1 protein-coding gene is annotated in these 1,173 nt (G+C 54.4%); it reads left to right on the top strand.

Annotation, left to right across the window (positions count from 1 at the left end):
- The first annotated feature begins 180 nt into the window (after positions 1-180).
- The gene (locus tag L4G42_RS25995) at positions 181-1,152 is read left to right on the top strand and encodes an IS110 family RNA-guided transposase (RefSeq protein ID WP_237249986.1); all 972 of its coding nucleotides are present in this window, start codon (positions 181-183) and stop codon (positions 1,150-1,152) included.
- Positions 1,153-1,173: the final 21 nt, after the last annotated feature.

Genomic DNA, 1,173 nt, shown 5'->3' with positions numbered 1-1,173 from the left:
GGGACTTGGAAGCAGCCCGGCTCCTTAGGCTTTTCGCCTGTGACGTAGATTGTGCTCCAGCCCTCCACACTCACTCATTTAGTTCGAACGGTATCTGGGGCCCGTCTCTGGCGAGAGCCCGCATTCGCAAGGTAGGACAGAGTGCAGTGATGATCGCAACTGATCACTCAGGAGAAAAGTATGCCCAGTTTCGTCGGCATCGATGTCGCCAAGAACACCTTCGATATCGCCACACACTTGCCAAACGGCAAGCATAAAACCAAGGCCAAACTGGCTAACGACCTCAAGGGTTTCAAAGAGCTTGAAGCCTGGCTGGACAAGCAGGTCGAGCCTTCGGCACTGATTGTGATGGAGGCCACCAGCGTCTATCACTTGGCGCTCGCCGAGTTTGTTTACAACAAGGGTTATCGGGTCTGCGTGGTCAATCCGGCCACGACTCATGCTTACGCCGGCAGTGAATTGCGCCGGATCAAGACCGATAAAAGCGACGCCAAACTGATTGCCGACTTCGCTCGAGAAAAGAATGAGAAGCTCAAACCCTGGGCGCCGGAGCCTTTGAAGTTTCGGCAGTTAAAGGCTCTGGTGCGTCGACTGGATGATCTTCAGGAAATGGAGCAAATGGAGCTCAACCGCCTGGATGTGTCTGACGAGAAGGTCAAAAGCTCGATCAACTCCGTGCTAAGTCATATAGGAAATGAGATCGCCGAAACGCACAAGGCGATCAAAAAGCACATTGATGATGACCCTGACATGCGTGAGATGCGCGACCTGATCGTCACCATCGACGGTATTGGTCAGAGAACGCTTGAGCGACTGCTGGCCGAGCTGGGTGACCTGCGCAAATACAACGATCCCCGTCAGTTAGTCGCGGCGGCAGGGCTGAATCCAAAACTGCAGGACTCAGGACTGCTGAAAGGCCGAACGGTGATTTCAAAGGTTGGCTCGTCGCGCCTGCGGGCATGTCTGTACATGCCGGGCTTGGTTGCGCTAAAGCACAACAACGGGATCAAAGCATTGAAAGAGCGCCTGAAGGCTAACGGCAAGGCGCCCAAACAGATCGTCTGCGCAGCAATGCGCAAGCTGCTGCACTATGTCTACGGAGTGCTTAAATCGGGCCAACCGTTTGACCCGAAACTAGCGCTTGCCCAGTGAGGTTCAAGACGGTATCTACAG

Source organism: Pseudomonas petrae (assembly GCF_021728295.1).
Lineage (GTDB): Bacteria > Pseudomonadota > Gammaproteobacteria > Pseudomonadales > Pseudomonadaceae > Aquipseudomonas > Aquipseudomonas petrae.
Note: the sequence above shows the minus strand (reverse complement) of the source record. Positions and strands in the feature narration are given on the sequence as shown.

Coding starts and splice junctions, on each gene's coding strand:
- L4G42_RS25995 (WP_237249986.1), top strand. CDS start 181: ATGCCCAGTTTCGTCGGCATCGATGTCGCCAAGAACACCTTCGATATC.